Annotated in this window: 13 protein-coding genes; 2 read left to right on the forward strand and 11 right to left on the reverse strand. The window is 67.4% G+C overall.

The features are described 5' to 3' along the window. Nucleotides 1-129: 129 nt before the first annotated feature. The 6 genes from C1932_RS15480 to C1932_RS15505 form a co-directional block, all read right to left on the reverse strand. Nucleotides 130-726 (reverse strand): GNAT family protein, encoded by a 597-nt coding sequence (locus tag C1932_RS15480; RefSeq protein WP_108762760.1) that lies wholly within the window; start codon nucleotides 724-726, stop codon nucleotides 130-132. Next, on the reverse strand, nucleotides 719-3844 hold the full coding sequence (locus C1932_RS15485) for an efflux RND transporter permease subunit (RefSeq protein ID WP_108762761.1): 3126 nt from the start codon (nucleotides 3842-3844) through the stop codon (nucleotides 719-721). The genes C1932_RS15480 and C1932_RS15485 overlap by 8 nt, the downstream gene beginning before the upstream one ends. Further along, nucleotides 3841-4947 (reverse strand): efflux RND transporter periplasmic adaptor subunit, encoded by a 1107-nt coding sequence (locus C1932_RS15490; protein WP_108762762.1) that lies wholly within the window; start codon nucleotides 4945-4947, stop codon nucleotides 3841-3843. The genes C1932_RS15485 and C1932_RS15490 overlap by 4 nt, the downstream gene beginning before the upstream one ends. 299 nt (nucleotides 4948-5246) lie before the next feature. Then, entirely contained in the window at nucleotides 5247-7313 is a 2067-nt protein-coding gene (locus C1932_RS15495; RefSeq protein WP_108762763.1) for a TonB-dependent copper receptor, read from the reverse strand. Between the two features lie 71 nt (nucleotides 7314-7384). Beyond that, on the reverse strand, nucleotides 7385-7822 hold the full coding sequence (locus C1932_RS15500; protein ID WP_108762764.1) for a DUF2946 family protein: 438 nt from the start codon (nucleotides 7820-7822) through the stop codon (nucleotides 7385-7387). Nucleotides 7823-8414: 592 nt separating this feature from the next. Next, nucleotides 8415-9398 carry a LysR family transcriptional regulator gene (locus C1932_RS15505; RefSeq protein WP_108762765.1) on the reverse strand — a complete coding sequence of 328 codons (984 nt, stop codon included), beginning with the start codon at nucleotides 9396-9398 and terminating at the stop codon, nucleotides 8415-8417. A 207-nt stretch (nucleotides 9399-9605) separates the two neighbouring features. Between C1932_RS15505 and cysK the strand changes: the two genes are divergently transcribed. Together cysK and C1932_RS15515 are read left to right on the forward strand one after the other, a co-directional pair. Further along, nucleotides 9606-10565: a cysteine synthase A gene (gene cysK, locus C1932_RS15510; RefSeq protein WP_108762766.1), complete on the forward strand. Its 960-nt coding sequence runs from the start codon at nucleotides 9606-9608 to the stop codon at nucleotides 10563-10565. A gap of 395 nt (nucleotides 10566-10960) precedes the next feature. Further along, the gene (locus C1932_RS15515; RefSeq protein WP_108753992.1) at nucleotides 10961-11557 is read left to right on the forward strand and encodes an O-acetyl-ADP-ribose deacetylase; all 597 of its coding nucleotides are present in this window, start codon (nucleotides 10961-10963) and stop codon (nucleotides 11555-11557) included. A gap of 6 nt (nucleotides 11558-11563) precedes the next feature. Here C1932_RS15515 and C1932_RS15520 read toward each other — a convergent pair whose 3' ends face one another. From C1932_RS15520 to C1932_RS15540, 5 genes are all read right to left on the reverse strand, one after another. After that, nucleotides 11564-12604: an ABC transporter substrate-binding protein gene (locus C1932_RS15520; RefSeq protein ID WP_108762767.1), complete on the reverse strand. Its 1041-nt coding sequence runs from the start codon at nucleotides 12602-12604 to the stop codon at nucleotides 11564-11566. 124 nt (nucleotides 12605-12728) lie between these two features. Further along, the gene (locus C1932_RS15525; RefSeq protein WP_108753994.1) at nucleotides 12729-13733 is read right to left on the reverse strand and encodes a class I fructose-bisphosphate aldolase; all 1005 of its coding nucleotides are present in this window, start codon (nucleotides 13731-13733) and stop codon (nucleotides 12729-12731) included. A 188-nt stretch (nucleotides 13734-13921) separates the two neighbouring features. Further along, complete coding sequence (pyk, locus tag C1932_RS15530) at nucleotides 13922-15388, reverse strand: pyruvate kinase (protein WP_108753995.1); 1467 nt, start codon at nucleotides 15386-15388, stop codon at nucleotides 13922-13924. A 212-nt stretch (nucleotides 15389-15600) separates the two neighbouring features. Further along, nucleotides 15601-16269, reverse strand: a complete 669-nt coding sequence (locus C1932_RS15535; protein WP_108762768.1) for an HAD hydrolase-like protein — start codon at nucleotides 16267-16269, stop codon at nucleotides 15601-15603. Continuing rightward, the gene (locus tag C1932_RS15540; RefSeq protein ID WP_108762769.1) at nucleotides 16269-17444 is read right to left on the reverse strand and encodes a phosphoglycerate kinase; all 1176 of its coding nucleotides are present in this window, start codon (nucleotides 17442-17444) and stop codon (nucleotides 16269-16271) included. Before C1932_RS15540 ends, C1932_RS15535 begins: the two co-directional genes overlap by 1 nt. Nucleotides 17445-17573 lie beyond the last annotated feature (129 nt).

Genomic DNA, 17573 nt, shown 5'->3' on the forward strand with positions numbered 1-17573 from the left:
TCTCCCTGATCGCGGACCGGGGCGATAGCGGCAGGAGCGGTGCGAACCAAGGTTCGCACCCACCAGGCGGTAACCGTGGAATGGGGTCAGAGCCCTTTTCTGGCGAAAAGGGATCTGACCCCTGGCCGTTCAGGGCAGCTGGGTGCGCACCCGGGCGAAACGACGCAGGTCGTGCAGCTGGCCGCGCTTGTACACCGCGCAGCGGGCCGTGCCCTCTTCGCTGAAGCCGTTGGCCAGCAGCACGCGGGCCGAACCTTCGTTGAAATCCAGGACTTCGGCCTGCAGTCTGAACAGGCGCAGCTCGTCCATCACCCAGGGCGCGAACAGGGCCACCACGCGGGTCATCACGCCCTGCCCCCAATGCGCCCTGCCCAACCAATACCCCAATTCGGCGCTGTGCCCGCGTTCTGCGCTGCCCGGCTGGGCGCCCACGCTGCCACAGGCCTGGCCGTCGATTTCAATGGCCAGGTTCAGCGTGCTGGCCGCCAATACGCGCCCGGCCAGGAAGGCCAGGCCGTCGTCGCGGGTGTACGGGTACGGGAAGCGGTCGCGCAGGCCGCGCGATACCTCGGGGTCGTTGGCGTGCTGCAGCAGCGAGTCCAGGTCGTTGGGGTGCCAAGGGCGAAGGATGAAGCCTTCGCCTTGGAGCCTGGGGGGCAGCGCCCTTTCCCGTTGGGAAAGGGATCCGCCCCCGTCCGGCACCCCGTCGGCGTGCCGGTCAGGCATGACCGCCGACCGAGGGCGATTCGGCTTCCTGCTTTTCCAGTTCGCGCTTCACCGCTTCGGGCGAACGGGTGTACGGGGCCAGGCGCGCGTAGAACGCCGGCACCACGAACAGCGACAGGAAGGTGGACAGGGTGACGCCGAAGATGATCACGATGCCGATGGTGCCTCGGCTGGCCGAGCCGGGGCCACCGGCCACCACCAGCGGAATGGCACCGACCACGGTGGCGATCGAGGTCATCAGGATCGGGCGCAGGCGCACCATGGCCGATTCGATGATGGCCTGGCGCACGGTGCGCCCGTCATCGCGCAGCTGGTTGGCGAATTCCACGATCAGGATGCCGTTCTTCGCGGCCAGGCCGACCAGCATGACGATGCCGATCTGACTGAACAGGTTCACCGTGCCGCTACTCACCCACAGGCCGACCAGTGCACCGAGCACGCCCAGCGGCACGGTCAGCATGATGGTGAGCGGATGAATGAAACTTTCAAACTGCGCGGCCAACACCAGGTACACCACCAGCAGGGCCATGGCGAAGGTGAGCAGCACCGCGCCACCGGCGCTCTGGTACTCGCGCGATTCGCCCTTCCAGTTGATCTGCGCGTACTGCGGCAGTTCTTCGCGGCTGACCTGCTGCGCCCAGGCGATGGCTTCACCCAGCGGGTAGCCGGGCGCCAGACCGGCGCTGATGGTGATCGAGCGCAGGCGGTTGAAGCGGTTCAGCGTGCCCGCTTCGGCCACTTCGCTCAGCGTGACCAGGTTGGACAGCGGCACCAGTTCGCCGGAGTTGGCGCGCACGCGGATGGCGGCCAGGTCGGCCGGGCTGGCGCGGCCCTCGCGGCCGGCCTGCACCAGCACGTCGTACTCTTCGCCGTTGTCAACGAAGGTGGTGACGCGGCGCGAACCCATCATGGTTTCCAGCGCCGAACCAATGGCGGTAACCGGCACACCCAGGTCGGCCGCACGCTGGCGGTCGATGTTCACCCGCATCTGCGGGCGGGTTTCCTTGTAGTCCGAATCGGGGCCGACCAGACCGGGGTTGTCGGCCATGCGCAGCAGGATGCGGTCGCGCCACTGGGCGATTTCCGCGTATTCCGGCCCGCCCAGCACGATCTGGAACGGCTGCCCGCCACTGCGCACCAGGCCGCCACCGACCTGGGTGCGCACGCGCACGCCACGCAGGGTGTCCAGTTCCTTCTGCAGTTCGTTGGCCACGTCCACGGTGTTTTCGCTGCGCTGGCGCCACGGCTGCAGGAACACGCTTACGCGGCCGGTGTGCATTTCCTCGCTGGCACCGAAGCCGCCGGGCACGCGCGGGTTGGCACGGGCGATGGTCTTGTCGGCACCCACGTGCGGGGCCAGCAGCGCTTCCACCTGCTGCACCTGCTGCACGGTGTAGTCGTAGCCGGCGCCTTCGGGGCCGTCGATCATGATCTGGAACGAACCGCGGTCTTCGGCCGGGGCCAGTTCCGAGGGCAGGATCTTCATCAGCCCCCAGGTGGCCAGCAGCGCAGCGGCCATCACCACCAGGTAGATCCAGGTGCGATCAACGTGGTGGTCCAGCACGCGGCCATAGCCGGCGGCCAGGCGGTCCAGGTTGCGGTTGATGAAGCCATGCAGGCCGCGCGGTGCCTGCCCGGTATGCGGCTTCAGCAGCTTGGAGGCCATCATCGGGGTAAGCGTGAGGGCCACGAACGCCGACAGCGCCACCGCCGCGGCCAGCGCCACCGCCAGTTCGCGGAACAGGCGCCCGGTATTGCCTTCCAGGAAGCCCACCGGCAGGAACACGGCCACCAGCACAGCGGTGGTGGCGATGACCGCGAAGGCGACCTGGGTGGTGCCGCGCTTGGATGCCACCAGCGGTGGTTCGCCCAGGTCGATGCGGCGCTGCACGTTTTCCACCACCACGATCGCATCGTCCACCACCAGACCGATACACAGCACCAGCGCCAGCAGGGTGAGCAGGTTGATGGAGAAATCGAAGGCGTACAGCGCGATGAACGCTGCGACCAGACACACCGGCACCGTCACCGCCGGAATCAATGCGGCACGGAAGCTGCCCAGGAACAGCCAGATGACCGCCAGCACCAGCAGCATCGCTTCCACCAGCGTGGCGTACACGCGGTCCACCGCCGCTTCGATGAAGGTGGTGTTGTCGAAGGTGACCACGATCTGCGTGCCTTCAGGCAGCGTGGCGGCGACCTTTTCTGCTTCAGCGCGCGCGGCACGGGCCACGTCCAGCGAGTTGGCGGTGGAGGTCTTGACGATGCCCAGGCCCACGCCCGGTTCGCCGTTGCTGCGGAAATAGGCGCGGCGTTCGGCCGAGGCCAGTTCGATCTTGGCCACGTCGCCCATGCGCACCACGTAGCCGTCGGCGCCCTTGCCCAGGGGAATGGTGGCGAAGTCTTCGGGTTTGACGTAGTTGCGCTCTACGCGCAGGGTGAAATCGCGGTCGGCCGATTCGATGCGGCCAGCGGGCAGTTCCACGTTCTCGTTGCGCAGGGCGGTTTCCACATCGCCGGTGGTCAGCCCGCGCGCGGCCAGCTGGTCGCGGTCCAGCCAGATGCGCATGGCATAGCGCTGGCGGCCACCGATACGCACCTGGGCCACGCCGTCCAGGCTGGAAAAGCGATCAACCACGTAGCGATCGGCGTAATCGCTCAGTTCCAGCGTGTCCATGGTGGTGGAGGACATGTTGAACCAGATGATCGGATCGGCATCGCTTTCCACCTTGGCGATTTCCGGCGGGCGCGCCTCTTCGGGCATGCGGTCGGCCACGCGGCTGACGGCGTCGCGCACGTCGTTGGCGGCCGCTTCGATATCGCGGTTGGAAGTGAATTCGATGCTGACCTGCGAGCGCCCGTTGGTGCTGCGCGCGTTGATGGTGTCGATACCTTCGATACCGGCCAGCGCGTCTTCCAGCACCTGGGTGATGCGGCTTTCGATGACCGCCGCCGACGCGCCAGTGTAATCCACCGACACCGAGACGATGGGCGGATCGATGGCCGGCAGTTCGCGCAGGGTCAGGCGAGTGAAGGACATGATGCCCAGCACCAGCAGCAGCAGGCTCATCACCACGGCAAACACCGGCCGCTGGATGGAGATGTCCGAAAGCTTCATCCGCCCTGGCCCTCGGCGGCGGCCGGGGTGGTTTCAGACGGCGCCTGCGCATCGTTGGCGGCGGCCGCGTTGGATGCCGCCACCTTCAGACCCGGGCGCAGCTTGCCGGTGCCATCAACCACGATGCGCTGCCCAGGCTCCAGGCCCTGGCGGATTTCCACCACGCCCGAGCGGCGCGCACCAATCACCACGTCGGCGCGCTCCACCGTGTCGTCGTTCTTCAGGCGGTACACATACGAATCGCGCCCGACCTGCACCACCGCGATTTCCGGCACCACCAGTGCCGGGCGCTCGGGGCGGAACAGGCGCACATCCAGCAGCATGCCGGGACGCAGCGCGTGGTCGGCATTGGCGAAATCGGCGCGCACGGTCACCGCACGGGTGGCCGGATCGATGCGCGCATCGATGGTGCTCACCTCGCCTTCGAAGGTGCGGCCCGGCCAGGCCACGCTGGTGGCGCTGACCTTGTCACCCGTGGACAGCGCGGCCAGCTCCACTTCCGGCACCTGGAAATCGACGTGCATGCGCTCGATGTCATCCAGCGTGGCGATGACCGTGGTGGGCGTGACCAGCGAGCCGGGGCTGACCTGGCGGATGCCGAGCACGCCGGCAAACGGTGCGCGCACGCGGCGGTCACCGATTTCCGACTGCATTTCCGCCACGCGCGCTTCGGCCGCATCGCGGATCGCTTTCTGCGTATCCAGCGTGGCACTGGACACCAGGCGCTGGGTGGCCAGTTCGCGCTGGCGCTTGTACAGCTGGTCGGCTTCGGCAAACGTGGCCTGGGCCTGGCTGAGCGCAGCCTGCTGGGCCTGGCCGCGCAGGGTGACGATGGGCGCGCCGGCGGCCACCTGCTGGCCGCTTTCGAAATGCACGCGGTCCACGATCTCGCTGACCTTGGCGGTCACGCTGATCGATTCGCGCGCCTTGGCCGTGCCCAGTGCCTGCAGCGTGTCGTTCCACTGGGTGGGCTGCACAACCTGTGCAGTGACCGGTACGGCTTCACCCTGCCGGCGTGCGGCAGCCTCCGGCTTGCCTGCACAGCCGGCCAGAAGGGCCAGGCCGAGGCCAAGGGCCAGGGGGGAAGCGATACGAGCCAACATGCACAGTCCTGATTGATCCACGGCCGCCGAGTGTAGGCACCGCCCCATGAAATCGGTATGTGCCAAGCGTTTACCGGCGTGGAACCTGCCGCGCGATAGCGCCGGGAACCCGTTCCATGCAAGGTTTGCCGCCGTGGTGTCGGTGTATGTCGGGATGTATCCAGCGCGCCCGCGCGTGCCGGTGCCATCGTACAGTCAAACCTGCCAGGCTGAGGGCGCCAGGCAGGGGTCGGCCCTGGCGGGGTCCGACCCCGTTTTTTTGCCCGGTGCATGGGTAGCGCCGGGCCCTGCCCGGCGGATCAATACCGGTAGTTCACCTTCATCCACAGGCTGCGCCCGGGCTCGTTGATGCGTACCGGATCGGCCGGGAAACCGAAGTCGGCGCTGCCGGCCAGGTTCAGGTGTTCGCTGTAGGCGCGATCAAACAGATTGTCCACGCCGGCACTGAGCTGCAGTTGCGCGCTGAAGCGATAAGCTGCATTGAGCGCTAAGGTGGCAAAACCCGCGCTGGGGCCCAGATCCTGCGCCACCACATTGCCCTGCCCTGCGGCCACCCGATGTTGGGCGGTGACCGCGCGCAGCAGGGCACCGGCACTCCAGCGCTGGCCCTGCCAATCGGCGCTCAGGCGCGCTTCCAGCGGCGGCATCTGCGGCAGCGGGCGGTGTGCATCGCGGTTTTCGCCCCAGGCATACGCCAGGGTACTGCCCAACGACCACTGCTGGTCCAACTGCAGTTTCAGCCCGGCTTCGGCACCGGCGATGCGCGCGTCGATGTTGTCGGCCTGGCTGCTGCTGCCCATCATGCCGCCGCTGCGATAGGTGAACAGGATGTAGTCCTGGATCTGCCCGGCGTAGGCCGACACCCAGGCCTGCACCCGCGGCCCGTTGTACTGCAGGCCCACGTCGAGCTGGGTAGTGCGTTCGGGCTGGATGCCGGCGAAAGCATTCACGCTGCCGTCCGGTCCGGCATCGGGCGAAAACAGCTCCCAGTAATCCGGCATGCGCTCGCTGTGGCCCAGGCCCGCGTAGGCGGTCAGGCCCTGGGCCAGGTCCTGTTCGTAGCGCAGGAAGCCGCTGCCCAGCCACTGCCGGCGCTGCTGCCCGGCCGTGGGGTTGGGCATGTCCATCATCATGCCGCTGATCTGCGCGCGCGTATCGCGCACGCGCGCACGGTCGATGCGCAGCCCGCTGATCCAGCGCTGCGCGGTGTCGGCGCCCAGAGTCAGTTCGGTGAATACGCCCTGCCGTGCGAAGTCGGCATCACGGCTCCAGGCCGCGTTCTGGTAGGTGTTGCGGCCCATGCCCACGCGACCGCGGTGGCGGCCGTCTTCAGCATCCACGCCGGCCACCAGCTGCACGTCCTGCCAGCGCCATTCGGAACTGATGCGGCCGCCCTGGGTGCGCCGGTCGACATTGGAGGCCATCGGCATGGGCATGCTGCTGTCGGGGTTGGGCGTGCGCAGCGTGTAGTTGTCCATCACGTGGTCGGCTTCGTTGTAGTACACGTTGGCCTGCAACGTGTCCCATGCACCGGGCAGGTTGCGCTTCTCGAAGCGCGCGCCGAAGGTGGTGCGTTCGAAGGCCGCACCGTCCATGCCACGGCCGGCATAGCGCGCGATGGCATCGCCAGCGCCGGCGGACACTTCCAGCAGCGTATCGGCATCGGGCGTCCAGCCCAGCGCCACATCGCCGTTCCACTTGCGCCACTTCGAAGGCACCACGGCACCATGGCCATCCTTGTAGTCATCGGCTTCGGAACGGTTGCCGCTGGCGCGCACATAGCCGCTGGGATTGCCCACGGTCAGGTCCAGCACCTGGTCGTTGCGGTTGCGCGAGCCGACCAGCGCACTGGCATCGGCGCGCAGGCCGGGCTGGTCGAAGCGCGGCGTATCACGTTCGAAACGGATGGTGCCGGCCGAGGCACCCGCGCCCCAGCGCACGCTCTGCGGGCCCTTGATGATGGTCAGACGGTCGAAGCTTTCCGGCGCGATGTACGACAGCGGGTTGTCCATGCGCGAGGGGCACGCGCCGATCAGGTTGCCATCGTTGCTGAGGATGTTCAGGCGCGACCCGAACATGCCGCGCAGCACCGGGTCGCCATTGGTGCCGCCGTTGCGGATGGCGGAAAAACCAGGAACGGTCTTCAGGTAATCGGCGCCATCACTGGCCGGCACCGGCTGCCGCGGCAGCCGCGGATCGGTCACCCAGTGCAGTGGAGAAGACGGGGCGGCGGCAGTCACCACCAGGGTATCGAGGGTGCGCGCTTCGTCAGCGGGCGCGGCATGGGCCAGCGAAGCGGCCACGGCGAGGCCGAGGGCAACCGGCAGGCGCGCGGACGCGCCCGCGGGGCGGGACAGGTTTTTCATGCAGACAACTCCAGGGTACGCACGCGCGCACGGCGCCCGGTCAGGCGTCGTGCGGCGGATTGAATGGGAACTCAGCGGACGATGGAGCGCAGCGGCGGGCCGCGCGCGGCATGCGCGGGCCAGTGTTGGGGGGGCAGCAGGGGCAGCAGCGGCGCGAACAGTACACTCGGCCGCCACAGCAGTGGCACCAGCAGCAGCGCCACCGCCAGCCACGGCAGCAGACGCATGGCCAGCACGCAGTACTCGCAGGCCTCGCCGTGCATGGCATGCGGATCGGCCGGTGGAGTTGAATCCGGTTGTGCATGCAGCGCGCCGTGTTCTTCAGCCATGCTGCCGTGGTGCATGTGGGCATGCATGGCCGGCGACATCTGATCGATCTGCGCATGCGCAGGCGCATGATGCTCCGGCGCCTGCAGCGCGCGGCTGACCAGCGGCGCAAGCACCATCAGCAGCGTTGCCACGAAGGCAAGCTGCAGCAGGAGGCGTTGCGGGCGCGACAGGCGGTTCACCGCGCTAGTGTAGAGCCCGGTCCAGAGTTGGCCGTGCGACGAACCGTCGCAGGGGTTGGGGGTTTTTGGCAGGGCTGCGCCCTGCACCTGCTCAATGCAACGGCAACGTCAACGTCAACGTCAAAAGCGTGCATTCCGTGGGATGGCGGGGTGGGTCCGGTTGCGGGGGACGCCGTAAACCCGTCCATGGGGGCTTAGCCGCGCCATCCATGGCGCGGATACCCCCGCAACCGGCCCCCCCGCCTTCGACAGTTGGCCGCGATCTGGCGGAACGGCACGGCGCTCTGCCCCGGTAGGTGTCGACCTTGGTCGACACGGATGAATCCATTCGATATCTGACAGATGTGTCGACCAAGGTCGACACTTACCAGAGCAAAATGCGGTTCCGGCAGATCGCAGGAACCTGTCAGAGGCGGGGCGGTGTGGATGGGCAGGACCGCAGGCGCCATGGATGGCGCCTACGAGCCCCCATGGACGGGTTTACGGCGTGTCCTGCCCACCCACACCGCCCCGCCATCCCACGGAATGCCGCTTTTGACGTTGAAGTTGACGTTGAGCGGGTGCAGGGCGCAGCCCTGCAACGCCCCTCCCCTTAGACCGTGATGGTCTGGGTCAGTGATTCCCAGGTGGGGGGCTGCGGCCATGCGGCGGCCTGGTTGCCGTCCAGGACCCGGCGCAGGTCGCGCGGGTCGATCTGTGGGGCCAGCACGTGCACCAGTTCCAACGCGTAGTCACGCAGCACGCGATCACGCGGCAGCACCGCCCACGCAATGCATTCGGTGATCGGCTGCGGCGCCGGCCACGATTTCAGATCTTCGTCGTAGGCACTGACCGCCATCTCCGCCAGCAGGCCCACGCCCAGACCGGTGCGCACATAGGTCTTGATCAGGTCCGCATCCAGCGCCGTCAGGGCCAGATCAGGCACCAGCCCCTGCGCGGCGAACGCACGCTGCAGCGACGAATTTGGACGCGTGGACGACTCGTAGCTGATCAACGGTTGGCGCGCCAACGCGGCCAGGTCCGGCGCGCGGCCGGCGCGGTCCAGCGGGTGGCCCTTGGGCACCACCACCAACCGGCGCCAGCGGAACAACGGCACGGCAATACCGTCGGTCGGTTCGCTGCCGGCGGTACTGATGATGGCGATATCGGCATCGCCCTGGTTGAGCCGGTCCAGCGCATCGGCTTCGCCGGCCTGCTGCAGATGCACGCTTACCTGCGGGTACGCCTGCTTGATCGCCGCCACCGCCGGCGGCAGCACGAAGCGCGCCTGGGTGTGGGTGGTGGTCAGGATCAGCTGGCCCTGGCTTTCGCGCCGCTGGTTGGCGGCATAGGTGCGGATGTTGTTGGCCTCGGCCAGCACCGCGCGGGCGCGGGTGATGACCTCGGTCCCGGCCGGGGTGACCGATTCCAGGCTGCGCCCCTTGCGCACGAACAACAGGAAACCCAGCTCGTCCTCCAGCTGCTTGAGCTGTTTGGACAGGCCGGGCTGGGTGGCGTGCACGCGCGAGGCGGCGAGCGTGATGTTCAGCTCGGCATCGGCGATGGCGACCAGGTAGCGCAGCTGGGTGAGCGTCATGGCGGGCGGGCGGCGGGGGCGGAGGTCCACTCTAGGGTCAATTCCCGTCACCAGCTTATAACCAAAGGTTGTTTAAGAAAGGTATCTGGTCATTTCCGGGTGTCATATGCCGGCGCTACGGTCAGCCGGCAGCCGCTGGCCTGGACGGCCAGCCCTCCCCTCTTCCGCCCGCCGCAGCCCGGCGCGGCCTGCTTCTGGAGCGCTTCCATGGCCCTGTACGACTCCATCCTGGACACCATCGGCAATACCCCCATCGTCAAGCTGCAGCGCCTGGCGCCGCAGGGCGTGGCCCTGTACGCCAAGGTCGAATCGTTCAATCCGGGCGGTTCGGTGAAGGACCGCCTGGCCCTGGCCATCATCCTGGACGCCGAAGCGCGCGGCCTGCTCAAGCCCGGCGACACCATCGTGGAGGCCACCTCGGGCAATACCGGCGTGGCCCTGGCCATGGTCGCCGCCGCCCGCGGCTACAAGTTCGTGGCCACCATGGTGGAAACCTTCTCCATCGAACGCCGCAAGCTGATGCGTGCCTACGGTGCCAAGGTGATCCTGACCCCGGCCGCCGAACGCGGCAGCGGCATGGTGCGCAAAGCGCGCGAGCTGGCCGAACAGCATGGCTGGTTCCTCGCCAGCCAGTTCGCCAACCCGGCCAACCCGGCCTACCACCGCAACACCACCGCCGCGGAGATCCTGCGCGATTTCGCCGGCAAGCGCCTGGATTACTTCGTAAGCGGCTGGGGCACCGGCGGCACGCTCACCGGTGTGGGCGAAGTGCTGAAGGTGGCACGCCCGCAGACGCGCATCGTGGCCACCGAACCGGCCGGCGCCGCGTTGCTGAAGGGCGATGACTGGAAGCCGCACAAGATCCAGGGCTGGACCCCGGATTTCGTGCCCGATGTGCTGAACCGCGATGTGGTGGATGAACTGCTGACCGTGGAAGACGAACGCGCCATCGCCACCGCGCGCCGCCTGGCCGCCGAGGAAGGTCTGTTCGTGGGTATCTCGGCCGGCGCCACCGTGGCCAGCGCGCTGGACGTGGCCAGCCGCGCCGAAGCGGGCTCGGTCATTCTGGCGATGCTGCCCGATACCGGTGAACGCTACTTCTCCACGCCGCTGTTTGCCGATGTGAACGAAGGTTCCGACGACGACTGGCTGGCCGGCCTGCCGTAACCACACACGGGGTCGGATCCCTTTCCCGCAGGGACAGGGCTCTGACCCCACCGGCGTGGCGCAATGATGGGGGTCAGAGCCTTTTCCATGCGGAAAAGGATCTGACCCCTTTCTACTACCGTAACCACGCACGGGGTCGGATCCCTTTCCCGCAGGGACAGGGCTCTGACCCCACCGGCGTGGCGCAATGATGGGGGGCAGCGCCTTTTCCATGCGGAAGAGGATCTGACCCCTTTCTGCTTCAGCCTGCGTGAAGGTAATTGCCGCCATCGTGCGTGAAGACCGGATCGCAGGTTGTGAGACGGTCATGACGCAGCATCCATGCCCTGTGCCCTACCGTGGGCACAGCCAGCGCGGAGGATGCGCGGAACAACCGACAGGCAGGAGACGGACGCATGAAGATCGAAGTGTGGCAGGGCGACATCACGACCCTGGCGGTGGATGCGATCGTCAACGCGGCCAATGAATCGCTGCTGGGCGGCGGCGGCGTGGATGGTGCGATCCACCGCGCGGCAGGCCCGGGCCTGCTGCAGGAATGCGAGCAGCTGCCGCAGCTGCGGCCCGGCGTGCGCTGCCCCACCGGCGAAGTGCGCGCCACCGCCGGCCATGCACTGCCGGCCAAGCATGTGCTGCACACCGTGGGCCCGGTCTGGCACGACGGCCAGCGCGACGAACCGGCGCTGCTGGCCAACTGCTACTGGAAATCGCTGCAGATGGCCGAATCGCTGGGCGTGCAGTCCATTGCGTTTCCCGCCATCAGCTGCGGCGTGTACGGCTACCCGCTGTACCAGGCCGCGCAGGTAGCCGTGACTGAAACGCTGGCGTGGCAGCGCAGCCACGCACAGCCGATGCGCATCGTGCTGGTGGCCTTCAACACCGCCACCGCCAAGGCCTACCAGCAGGCGCTGGCCGCCGCCGGCCAGGCGGTGGAGGCCGAGCGCATCCTGCCGCTGCCGCCGGTGGGTGATGCCGGCTTCGCGGCCGCGCACTGAGCGCGATCAGCGCACCTTGATTTCCACCAGGCCGCTGGTTTCGCTCAGGTTGCTCACGTCCACCGTGTAGTGGCCGGCCGGCAGGGTTTCCTGCAGGTGCGCGTCGGTTCCGTTGCCACCGTCGTCATCGCTGCGCTCGATCTCACCACCGACCAGGCGCAGCACGGTGTCGACCTGGCTGGACACCGCATCCAGCTGCACCTCGGCCGGTTCGTCCAGAGTCAGCAGGAAACGGCGGCGGCCTTCGCCTTCCAGCAGCGTGTAGACGCTGCCGTTGCGAGGCAGCGTGGTGCCATCGGTATCGACCAGGTTGTCCGGCATGACGCTGCGCGTGGCCTCCAGGCTGAAGGCGCCCTGGTCGCCGTCGCCCAGCCCGCGCACGGTAAGCGTGTACTCGCCGGGCTGCAGCGGCAGGGTGATGCGCGAATCGGTGCCTTCGCCGCCGTCATCGTTTTCGCTTTCCTGGCCATTGCCCTTCAGCGACAACAGGGTATCGAAGGCGTCCGAACGCAGCTGGATCTCGTACAGGCCGGGGCTGTCCACCTTCAGCGTGTAGTCCTGTGTTTCGTCCAGCAGCAGGTCGTTGATGCGGCCGGCGCCGACGATCGGCGTGCCGTCATAGGGCTGCAGGGTTTCGGCGCGCAGCCGGAACGGCCCGAACGCATCGGGACCTTCGGCGTTCACCGCCACCTGGTAGGTGCCGCTGCCGTCGGCGCGGAACGCCACCGAGACTTCGTCGCCACTTTCATAGCCGCTGCGGCTGCTGGCCACCAGGGTGCCGTTGTCGAACACGCTGATGGAGCCGTTGAGCGTCCCGGTCAGCTTGATGCCCACCCGCTGCTTGTCCTGCAGGGCCAGCGCGTAGACCTGGTAGTGGCTGCCATCGTTGTAGTTGAGTGCGCTGCGTGCGGTGATTTCACCGGACAGCGGCTTGTCCAGCGCCAGCGGCGGGGCCTTGCCGGCCTCCACACTGCTGCCGGGAAGACGGTTGCAGCCGGCCACGGCCACGACGGTGGCAATGGCGATCACGATGGCGGCCTTGCGCATGTGCTGCTGCTCCTTTCCCTGGAAACCGGGTACCGGCACGGCACCCGCTGCAGCGCAACGATACCCGCAAATGAAGACGCCGGCACAGGGCCGGCGTCCATTACTGCTCAGGCGATGGCGCGGCTCAGCCGTTCCACTTGCCCAGGGCGGCCAGGCCGTTGTCCTTGGCGCGCTCGTACACGGTCTTCTGTGCAGCGGCGTAGTTGCCCTTCATATCCTTGGCCCACAGCTTCAGCGCGGCCTGCTGCATGGCACGGCCGTAGGAGAAGCTGAGCGGCCACGGCAGGTTGCCCAGCTGGTTCATCGCGTTCAGATGCTCGGTGGACTGCTCGTCGCTCTGGCCGCCGGACAGGAACACCACGCCCGGCAGGATGGCCGGCACGGTGCTCTTCAGGCACATCACGGTCGATTCGGCCACTTCTTCCACGTCGGCCTGCTCGTCGCAACCCTTGCCCGAGATGACCATCGAGGCCTTCAGGATGGTGCCTTCCAGCAGCACGTTCTGCTGGTACAGCGCGTCGAACAGCGAGCGCAGGGTGGCTTCGGTCACTTCGTAGCAGGTTTCGATGTCATGGTCGCCGTCCATGATCACTTCCGGCTCGACCATCGGCACCAGGCCGCATTCCTGGCACAGGGCGGCGTAGCGGGCCAGCGCGTGGGCGTTGGATTCGATGCAGGTGCCCGACGGGGTGTTGTCACCGATGTTGATGACCGCGCGCCACTTGGCGAAACGGGCACCCAGCTTGTAGTACTCCTGCAGGCGCTCGCGCAGGCCGTCCAGGCCTTCGGTGACCAGCTCGCCCGGGCAGCCGGCCAGCGGGTGCGCACCCTTGTCCACCTTGATGCCCGGAATCATGCCGTGGTCGGCCATGTACTTGGCGAACGGCACGCCGTCCTTGGTGGCCTGGCGGATGGTTTCGTCGTACAGGATGGCGCCGGAAATGTGCTCGTTGAGCTTCGGCGTGGTCAGCAGCAGCTCGCGGTAGGCGCGACGGTTTTCCTCGGTGTTCTCGATACCCACGCCGGCGAAACGCTTGGCGATGGTAGCGGTGGATTCGTCGATCGCGATGATGCCCTTGCCCGGGGCGACCATGGCCTGGGCGGTTTCGGCCAGCTGTTCGATGCTCATGTATTTCCTGTGGCGGGTGCGGGAAAAACGCAATTATAGCCCCGCCACCCGTTGCCCCGACGTGGAGGACAGGATGGAAACGATTCCAGATGTGCGCAGGACAATTTCTGTCCTGCGACCTCGGGGCAGAGCGGGGTCAGAGCCCCTGCGGGGATCTGACCCTGTGTGGCGTGGCCCGGCGGCTGCGCTTACAGGTCGCCCAGACCGCTGGCGCGGCCGTCTTCGCCCACTTCCAGCAGACGCAGGGTGTTGGTGGCACCCAGGGTTTCCATGTGCTCGCCACTGGTGAACACGACACGATCACCGGCCTGCAGCAGTTCCGATTCCACCAGCAGGCGGATGCTGCCACGCGCGGCTTCGCGCGGGGTCAGGCCGCGGCTGTCGAAGTTGATCGGGTAGACATCGCGCATCAGCGCCATCTGGCGGCGGGCGCCGTCGTGGCGGGTGACCGCGAACACCGGCGCCTTGGCGCGGAAACGCGACAGGTAACGGGCGGTGCCACCGGATTCGGTCATCGCCACGATGGCGCGCACGCCCACGTGCTGGGACAGGAACATGGTGGCCATGGCGATGGCCTGGTCGGCACGTTCCAGGTTGCGCGGCGAGGCATTGAAGTCGGTTTCGGTCTGGAACTGGCGTTCGGCACCCAGGCAGATGCGCGCCATGGCCTCCACGGCCTTCACCGGGTAGGCACCGGCGGCGGTTTCGGCCGACAGCATCACCGCATCGGTACCGTCGATGACCGAGTTGGCCACGTCCAGCACTTCGGCGCGGGTCGGAATGGGGCTTTCCACCATCGACTGCAGCATCTGCGTGGCGGTGATCACCACCTTGTTCTGCGCCAGCGAGGCCTTGATGATCTTCTTCTGCAGGCCCGGCAGTTCGGCATCGCCGATTTCCACGCCCAGGTCGCCACGGGCCACCATCACCACGTCGCTGGCCTCGACGATTTCTTCCAGGTTCTCGATGGCTTCGGTGCGCTCGATCTTCGACACCAGGGCAGCATCGCAGCCGTGCGAACGGGCGATGTCACGGGCGTCGTTCATGTCCTGCGCGTTGCGGCAGAACGAGACCGCGATGAAATCCACGCCGATCTTGGCAACGATGCCGATCAGTTCCTTGTCGCGCTCGGTCAGCGCGCCCAGCGACAGGCCGCCACCCTGCTTGTTCAGGCCCTTGCGGTCGGACAGGGCGCCGTCGTTGAGCACGGTGTTGATGATGCGCTCGCCCTGCACTTCCACCACCTGCAGCTGCATCAGGCCGTCATCGAGCAGCAGCACGTCGCCGGGGCCCACGTCCTGCGGCAGGCCCAGGTAGCTCACGCCCACCTGGCTGGCATCGCCGGGGCCGGCGTTTTCATTGGCGATCAGGTCGAAACGGTCACCGGCCTTCAGGAACACCTTGCCTTCGGCAAAGCGCTCGATGCGGATCTTCGGGCCCGGCAGGTCGGCCAGGATGCCCACTTCCACGCCCACGCGGGCGGCGGCGGCGCGCACGTCGGCGGCGCGCTTGGCCTGGCCGGACGGGTCACCGTGGCTGAAGTTGAGGCGCACCACGTTCACGCCGGCGCGGAACAGATCCTCCAGCACGCCCGGCGGGTCGGTCGCCGGACCGAGGGTGGCAAGGATCTTGGTGCGACGCTGACGCTCGAACATGGTGAATGGGCCTCTCCCGTGAAAGGGGGGAAATTAGCACATCCTTCACGCCCCATGTATACGGTTACACCCTTGTGGCGCCTGACTCTTCGGGACATGAAGCGGACATGCTCCGGACAGGGGGCGGATGTAATCGGTTCCCGCCCTTGCACGGGCCCGGACAGCGGGGTCAGAGCCCTCTCCCTTGGAGAGGGATCCGACCCCTGGGTGGGTCAGGCCAGCAGGGTGAGCAGCTGCGCCGGTTCGCTGGCCAGATGTCCGGCGCCGGCCTCGGTCAGCTCGGCTTCGCCGCCGAATCCCCACAGCACGCCCACGTTGCGCACGCCGTGGAAGCGTGCGCCCTCGATGTCCATGCGGCGGTCGCCGATCATCCAGCACCGCGCCGGGTCCAGCTGCAGCCGCTGCAGGGCCTCACCCACCAGTTGTGGCTTGCTGCTGCGCGAGCCATCGGGGGTGGAGCCGATCACATCGTCGAACAGATGACCAAACGGCAGATGTTCGGCAATACGGCGGGCATGTACTTCGTTCTTGGCGGTCACCACGGCCAGGCGATGGCCCCGCGCATGCAGCGCACGCACGGTGTCTTCGATGTCCGGATAGACCGTGTGCTCACGCCAGCCCTGCACATCGAAGCGCTCGCGGTACAGCGCCACCGCCTGCTCCACCCGCTGCGCGTCGCCGAACAGCGGGGTGAAGGTGGTGCGCAGCGATGGGCCGATCCACCCCAGCAGGGTTTCCTGCGGCGGAACCGGCTGGTCCATCTTCTGCAGCGCATAGGCAATACAGGTGGTGATGCCCACTTCCGAATCGATGAGCGTGCCATCCATGTCGAAGAAGAGCGTGGCACGCCCTTCCTCGATCTGTTGCGGCTGGACCGACATCAGTTGCCGCGCGCAGCCAGCGCGGCCACGGCAGGCAGGGTCTTGCCTTCCAGGAATTCCAGGAACGCACCGCCGCCGGTCGAAATGTAGCTGACATCGCCGGCGATATCGAACTTGTCCACCGCCGCCAGGGTGTCACCACCACCGGCGATGGAGAACGCCTTGGAGCGGGCGATGGCGCGGGCCAGTGCTTCGGTGCCCTTGCTGAAGGCTTCGAATTCGAACACACCCACCGGGCCGTTCCAGACCACGGTGCCGGCCTGCTCGATCAGCTGCGCGTACTGCGCGGCCGTCTGCGGGCCGATGTCCAGGATCAGATCGTCTTCGGCCACGGCATCGACAGCCTTCACTTCCGCCGCGGCGTCGGGCAGGAACTGCTTGGCGGTGACCACGTCCACCGGCAGCGGAATGGCTGCGCCACGGGCCTGCGCGTCGGCCACGATCTTCCTGGCGGTATCCAGCAGGTCCGGTTCGTACAGCGACTTGCCGACCTTGTGGCCGGCCGCGGCGATGAAGGTGTTGGCGATGCCGCCGCCCACGATCAGCTGGTCCACCTTGTTGACCAGGTTGGCCAGCAGTTCCAGCTTGGTGCTGACCTTGCTGCCGGCCACGATGGCCAGCAGCGGCTTGGCCGGGGCATCCAGCGCCTTGGCCAGCGCGTCCAGTTCGGCCATCAGCAGCGGGCCGCCGGCGGCCACCGGGGCGAAGCGGATCACGCCGTGGGTGGAAGCCTGCGCGCGGTGCGCGGTACCGAAGGCATCCATCACGAACACGTCGCACAGGGCGGCGTACTGCTTGGACAGGGCTTCGTCATCCTTGCCTTCGCCGACGTTCATGCGGCAGTTTTCCAGCAGCACCAGCTGGCCCGGCTGCACGTCCACACCGTCCACCCAGTCGCGCACCAGCGGCACTTCACGGCCCAGCAGCTCGGACAGGCGCGCAGCAACCGGTGCCAGCGAATCGGCTTCGCTCCACACGCCCTCCTTCGGACGGCCCAGGTGCGAGGTGACCATCACCGCGGCGCCCTGTTCCAGCGCGCGCTTGAGCGTCGGCAGCGAGGCGGTGATGCGCTGTTCGGAGGTGATGCGGCCATTCTCGATCGGCACGTTCAGATCCTGGCGGATCAGCACGCGCTTGCCGGAGAGGTCGAGGTCGGTCATGCGGACGATGGACATGGGCAACTCTTTGGCTCAGGGACGGGATGCCGGTGTACGGCAGACGGGCATTGTATCGGCTGGTGGGGGGCCGATGCCTGCGGCAGGCAGAAGCGCACGGCAACTGCAACTGCCAGAGCCAGAGCAAGA

The sequence above is a fragment of the Stenotrophomonas sp. YAU14D1_LEIMI4_1 genome, assembly GCF_003086815.1.
Classification (GTDB): Bacteria; Pseudomonadota; Gammaproteobacteria; order Xanthomonadales; family Xanthomonadaceae; genus Stenotrophomonas.